At 59.4% G+C, this 6079-nt stretch carries 6 protein-coding genes; 2 read left to right on the top strand and 4 right to left on the bottom strand.

Annotation, left to right across the window (positions count from 1 at the left end; translation table 11 throughout):
* Nucleotides 1-932 precede the first annotated feature (932 nt).
* The 3 genes from CVV68_RS22535 to CVV68_RS22525 all read right to left on the bottom strand — a co-directional run bounded on the left by CVV68_RS22535 (nt 933) and on the right by CVV68_RS22525 (nt 2365).
* Complete coding sequence (locus CVV68_RS22535; RefSeq protein WP_110503220.1) at nt 933-1307, bottom strand: hypothetical protein; 375 nt, start codon at nt 1305-1307, stop codon at nt 933-935.
* A complete protein-coding gene (locus CVV68_RS25030; protein ID WP_110503219.1) occupies nt 1307-1705 on the bottom strand; it encodes a J domain-containing protein in 399 nt (132 codons plus the stop codon). Before CVV68_RS25030 ends, CVV68_RS22535 begins: the two co-directional genes overlap by 1 nt.
* 237 nt (nt 1706-1942) lie before the next feature.
* On the bottom strand, nt 1943-2365 hold the full coding sequence (locus tag CVV68_RS22525) for an Hsp20/alpha crystallin family protein (RefSeq protein WP_110503218.1): 423 nt from the start codon (nt 2363-2365) through the stop codon (nt 1943-1945).
* 189 nt (nt 2366-2554) lie between these two features.
* On the opposite strand from CVV68_RS22525, the gene CVV68_RS22520 reads away from it, so the two are divergent.
* Nucleotides 2555-2896: a MerR family transcriptional regulator gene (locus tag CVV68_RS22520; RefSeq protein ID WP_245933744.1), complete on the top strand. Its 342-nt coding sequence runs from the start codon at nt 2555-2557 to the stop codon at nt 2894-2896.
* Nucleotides 2897-4250: 1354 nt separating this feature from the next.
* On the opposite strand, the gene CVV68_RS22515 is transcribed toward CVV68_RS22520, so the two are convergent.
* Entirely contained in the window at nt 4251-4922 is a 672-nt protein-coding gene (locus CVV68_RS22515) for a pyridoxine/pyridoxamine 5'-phosphate oxidase (protein WP_245933743.1), read from the bottom strand.
* A gap of 191 nt (nt 4923-5113) precedes the next feature.
* Between CVV68_RS22515 and CVV68_RS22510 the strand changes: the two genes are divergently transcribed.
* Nucleotides 5114-5965: an SDR family oxidoreductase gene (locus tag CVV68_RS22510; RefSeq protein ID WP_110503216.1), complete on the top strand. Its 852-nt coding sequence runs from the start codon at nt 5114-5116 to the stop codon at nt 5963-5965.
* Nucleotides 5966-6079: the final 114 nt, after the last annotated feature.

The raw sequence follows: 6079 nt of genomic DNA, 5'->3' as shown, positions 1-6079 counted from the left end.
TCAAGCGATCTATTGCCCGGCAACTATTCAGGAAATTACAAACGCTTATGGCTTGACTCGAAGCATAGAAGGGTCAGAATTGCCTCTTTCGTCAGGACCAGCAAAGTTAGGGCCCGGGATGAGCGCTGATCAGTTGGTGCTTCAGTTCCTGGGGCTCGCCGATGCGCTCTCGCGCCCCTATTTTGCCCCGGGGTGTGGGGTCGAAGACCTGCAACAGGTAGCCAGGCCCGGACTCGTGAAGGCAGCCAGAAGGTACCGCGAGGCGGGGAATCATGGGTTCATGGCCTTTGCAGTGCCGACCAGCACCGGGGAACTTCAAGCGATACCTCAGGGACCACACTTGGGCGGTACGGCCGCCGAGGCCAGTCCAGGACGCACGGCACAGAATCAGGTGCGTGCGCCCCGAACTGACGCAGCGTCCGGGGCGTGACCCCTCAACCGCCGAGCTCAACTCGGTGTCGGGTATATCAGTGATGCCTGGCGACAAGGTATAGCGGGAACGCGAAAGCAAAAAGCACAAGACACAACCCAGCCCACACGCGTGAGCTCTCCACCGTGAGTCCTAGGACAGTGACCGTCACAGGCCGGTGCTGCTTTTCGTGGGACCGCGCATCCTGTAACACCCACCCGGCAACGACAAGCAGGAGCACGCCCACCACGATGGGCAGCAGCAACGACAACGACTGGTTATCCACAATGTAATTATACAAATAGCACATGACAGGCGAGTCAAAAAAAGCTGGATCTGCGCACAGAATCCTCGCGCACGGTCCGATTCCGGATCCTCCAACACCCAGCAGTGAGTCCCAGTTCTGGCTTGATCCTGACGTGAAAATAGGGCCCGGCTAACTAAGTCGCTCGGTGGCTTCTGCAGGTTGTGGGAGGGCGCGGGGCCATCCCGTGCGATGAACTGGCGCGGCCAAGGGCGAGAATTAGTGGCTGCCGGGGCCGTGAATGAAGGTTTCGGCGTGGTCGACGGCTTTCTTGAAGGCGTCGTTGCGCAGGGTGATGAGATCCTTGCCCGGGGATTGGAGGTAGTCGGTGCTGCCTGGACGTAGCAGCCAGATGTCTCCTGCGGGTGGGAGGTAGAACACGGCGAAGGAGCGGTGGGCGTCATCGTCATCGTTCCATACCGGGACAACGGCCAGTGCCGCCCCGGTGTCGGGGTTGATCCACTGAGCCCGGGGCAGTGGTTGTTCGTGAAGTTCGGGATCCAAGAAAGGGGCGGTGCCCTTGCCCCAGCGCTGCTCGAAGCGTTCGTGGAAAGCCGGCAGCAAGGGTGAATCGAAGCGGTGCCATGCGCTCATCAAAAGATACCTCCTTGACGTGGTGGTCCCCACCGTAGCGGACCGACAATGATCGAGGGACGCTCGTGCGGTGCTGCGGGGGGCCTGTACCCATGTTCCACATGGATGAGGTCTTCTCCGCTGTCCTCATCCCGTCTGTCTGTCGGCTGCCTTATTTGGCTGCCAGGCAGGTTATGGTCGTAGCGGGCCCGTCGGATGGGGTCCGCCAGTACGGCGTGTGCGTCCATGATCTGCGTCAGCATCTCGTGCTCGGTGGCCACTTCGCCCTGCGTGGCCGGCGCCGGGCGGGCGTCTGGGTGGTGTCGTCGAAGCAGGGACCTGTATGCGCGGCGCACTTCCGCTGGGGTGGCCTGCGGGGCCAGGTGCAGCACGGCATATAAGTCCGGGGAACTTCTCATCACAGCTCACATCCTCGCGAGCCCCGCGGTGCCCGGCACGCCGGGGCGGTATCAGCTGACGGTTGGGGGCGGTCCCCGGTCTTTGGGACCGGGGACCGCCGGTGCGGGAGACAGTAACAGTTACCGCTTTTTGTTGCGCTTGAGGCGCTGTGGCGTGCCCTACGGCGATCGCCCGATATCCCTTCGCGGACCTGGCCTGCCTTCCCGGTCTGGGGAAATTACCTTGGTATGGGTGGGTTAGGCGTTGATGGCTTGGCGGTCTCCTTCCTTGGTGGTGATCGCGATCTTGCGCGGCTTCGCCTTCTCGGCCACCGGGATGCGCAGGGTCAGCACCCCGGTGTCGTAACTGGCCTCGATGTTCTCCGTGTCCAGGTTCTCGCCCAAAACCAGCTGGCGGCTGAACACGCCCCGGGGGCGTTCGGCGGCGAGCATTTCCTTGTTCCCGTCCAGGCCCGGACGTTCGGCCCGGACGGTGACGACATTGCGTTCCACATCCAGGCTGATCGAGTCCGGGGCCACCCCGGGAAGGTCAAACTCCACCTCAAAGGTGTCCCCGTCACGCCAGGCGTCCATCGGCATCGCTGCCGGGCGGGCCGCAGTTCCCAGCACCTGCTGGGCGAGCCGGTCGAGTTCACGGAACGGGTCTGTACGCATCAACATGGCTTACTCACTCCTTCACAACGCCACTTGATCTCAGTGTCATTTAGCTTTCAGTTGTAGCTTTTCAGTTCTCTCATGCCTGCCACGATCTGTTGTGGATGACATAGATTTTTTATAGCACGACTGGCACACTGGTGCAAGGTGCATTTCTTCCAGCAATCCAAGATGGCAACTAAGGAGCGGACTACTGTGGTATCCAACCCGCAGGCACGGGGCCTGTACGCGATCTCCGTCGCGGCTGAACTCCTCGGAACGGGCCAGCAGAACCTCAGGCTCTACGAACGCAAGGGTCTGTTGGCGCCGGGACGCACCGAAGGCGGCACACGCCGCTACAGCGAGCAGGACCTGGTGACCCTGCGACGGATCGCGGAGCTTCTCTCCCTGGGCCTGAACCTCTCCGGCATCCGCCTCGTTTTGGTGTTGGAGAAGGAAAATGAGACTCTGCGGACACAACTCGGCGATCAAGCCCCCGACCCCGGCGAGACACCACGGCAAATCCGAAAAAAGACAGACGCCGTTGCGCATCAGTGAGAGTACCTCCCGTCTCGTGGTCCAAGCCGTCGGCGAAGAATTTTATGGACACGCTAAACGAGCCGGTGCATCACATGCCGGTGACGCGGGGAAGGTGGCCAGCGAATGGGTCAGGCCAAAAACCCGTTCCGCACGCACGCCCCTGCCAGCACTTTCGACCTAACTTTAGCTACCCGCAGGTTCCGCGCTATGCTGGCACATTTCATCGGCGGGGCAGTGTCGCTGGGGGAGTGTTCCACATGCTTGGAAATTGGAACACCCCTCCGCGAGGGAGTTAAGGAGAATCGCAAGCCAAACCGGGGTCTTGGTAGGAATGGGCCGGAATTGGGCGATAGGCCCCTGCCACTAAGTCACCCTTGCGCATCCGGCAGGACCGAGTTTTAAGCCCGCGACCTTGCTGTGCTTGGTGTTCAACCCCATTGCCGCAAATGTAGGGAAAATTTAGGTTTTTTTGAGGATTTTCTCAGGAAGCAGTTCTATATTTTTTTTCGTGCGGCAAGTAAAGAACAATTTGCCCCCTCTTTAAGGCAGCTGCAGTTGCTGCCTTAACGGCAAAAAAATCGCACTGTAGTACCTGGCCGTCAAGCAGCAGGAGACGGACACAGCAACACCAGCAGTACCAGCAGTAGGTGGTCCTCGACAGCTTGAGATGGCCACAGCAGTACCGGCAGTAACCTGGCCGTCAAGCAGCAGGAGACGGATACAGCAACACCAGCAGTACCAGCAGTAGGTGGTCCTCGACAGCTTGAGATGGCCACAGCAGTACCGGCAGTAACCTGGCCGTCAAGCAGCAGGAGACGGATACAGCAACACCAGCAGTACCAGCAGTAGGTGGTCCTCGACAGCTTGAGATGGCCACAGCAGTACCGGCAGTAACCTGGCCGTCAAGCAGCAGGAGACGGATACAGCAACACCAGCAGTACCAGCAGTAGGTGGTCCTCGACAGCTTGAGATGGCCACAGCAGTACCGGCAGTAACCTGGCCGTCAAGCAGCAGCAGACGGACACAGCAACACCAGCAGTACCAGCTGTAGGTGGTCCTCGACAGCTTGAGACGGCCACAGCAACGCAACCCATGGGGCGGGCAAGGCACGTGCATCTATATGCATACCTTGTCCGCCCCGCACTATTTTTAGCTACGTTTTGCGTCGCTAACCGGCCGGCCTACTAAACAGGGAGTGAGTAGGAACTGACCCCCCCATTTATGCGGGCGCCTCAGAAAACGGTAAAAATCGTACGCTAAGGGGCGCATTGAGCTAGGCAGACACTGCATTGCAGCTTGCCAATGGAAGCCACCAGAGCCTGTCCGTATGGGGGAACCTTCTGCGGGACGGTTAATTATTCGTGGCGGTACGTCAGGGCCATAAGCGTTGCTTGTCCCATGCGGTCTTGGTCCGTATGTAGCCGAGGCGTTGGTGGTTTCGGTTCGGATCGCCCTGCCAAAATTCAACTGATTTTGGTATGACAGTCCAAACGGTCCATTGGGGAGAAACTATCCCGGGATCGAGTTCCATGGCGGCCTGGGCTTGTCTGATCAGTTCATCTCGGCTGGCATCAGTTGAAAAGGTGGAACTCTGTGGAGCGGCCAAAGCGTTGGCTCGGGTTTGGGGGTGGCATGCGAGGAAGTCTGTCGCTGATTCTGCAGCGGTAGCTCGTTGAGCGGTTCCACGGACCCGTACCGCTCGGGCGAGTGGACTCCAGTAAAAGGTTAGGGCGCAGTTGGGATTCGTCAACAATTGGTGGCCTTTGGGCGATTCGTCACCCGTGGCGATCTTGAAGCCACAGTCGCCGCTCACGTCCTTAACGGTTAGCACTCGAGCATCTGGCAGGCCGTCCGCATCGACAGTCGAGAGTGTCGCTGCGTGGGCTTCAGGTACACCGGCGTTGGTCGCGTCCCGAAGCCAGCGCAGGAATAGCTCGTGCGGTGCATCGGGGGCTGAAGCCCAATCGAAATCCTGCGCCTGCCCGACAATTGACGGAACCGCTCCAGGCTCATCACGACGTGTCTGCATCGTCTCATTCTCCATAACGGCACACGATTCTGAAAGCCCGAAGTGTCTGATAGCCAAACTCTCTGTGGCCGTCCAATATCGAATATGCCAGCGGTGCGCCGTGCTGATGCCAACTGGGAGCTTCGATAAGCTCCTACTGTGCCCCGCTGCTCGGCAACCGGGCCTCGAGAATATCCAAACGAAAAGTGTGGTCTGAGGAGTATGAAATGACTGTTGTGATTGCCGGCTGCGGTGACCTTGGAACTGAAACCGGGCTGCGGTTCGCTTCTCTGGGACATCAGGTGATGGGACTTCGACGCTCATCGGAGAAACTACCACCCGAAATTAAAGGACAGGCGATTGATCTGTCCGCAGAGGTGCCGACACTTCCGACGGACACCACCATCGTGGTAATTGCCATGAGCCCCGATGATCGCAGCGTAGATGGATATCGAGCGGCATACGTCGAGAGTGTTCGGAGTGTCGCCGCTGCCATCCGGAACGACTGCGCTGCGCCACCTCGAGTGGTGTATGTTTCATCAACTGCGGTCTACGGCATTGATGACGGATCCTGGGTCGACGAGACCACTTCGCCCGAACCCACCTCGCCGACGGCAGTCGTGCTGCAAGAAGCAGAGCAGACGTTGCTCCAGCTGATTCCCGAGGCGACGATCCTGCGCCTTGGGGGCCTCTACGGGCCAGGACGCACTCGGGAAATTGATCGTGTACGTCAGGGGGTCGCGACGATCTCGTCTGAGCCAGAATTCACTAGTCGGATCCATCGTGACGATGCCGCAGCAGCCATCGTGCACCTCATGACCATGCAGAAGTGGCCTGAGACCGTATATATCGGCGTCGATGACCTCCCGGTCGATCGTCGCGAAGTCGTTGAATTCTTGGCACGCAGCCTTGACCTGCCCGCGCCGGAAGTTGCCAACGATTCCCCGCGTGCGCAGGTGAGCCGCGGCAAACGCTGCGACAACAACCGGCTACGGGAGATTGGATTCGTGTTTTCTTACCCCACTTATCGGGAAGGCTATGCGGCCGTTCTTGATGGTTGTGGAGTCCGACATGCCTAGGTGCGTGGGTCAATAGTGGTGGGTAGTTTTTAAGACGTGTGATGTCTCGGCACATCGGTGACAGTTCTGCCTCAGGACAGTGGTGACACTCGATGTCTCATCACATCGGTGACA

Source organism: Arthrobacter livingstonensis (genome assembly GCF_003219815.1).
GTDB lineage: Bacteria > Actinomycetota > Actinomycetes > Actinomycetales > Micrococcaceae > Specibacter > Specibacter livingstonensis.
This window is presented reverse-complemented; position numbering and strand designations above follow the sequence as displayed.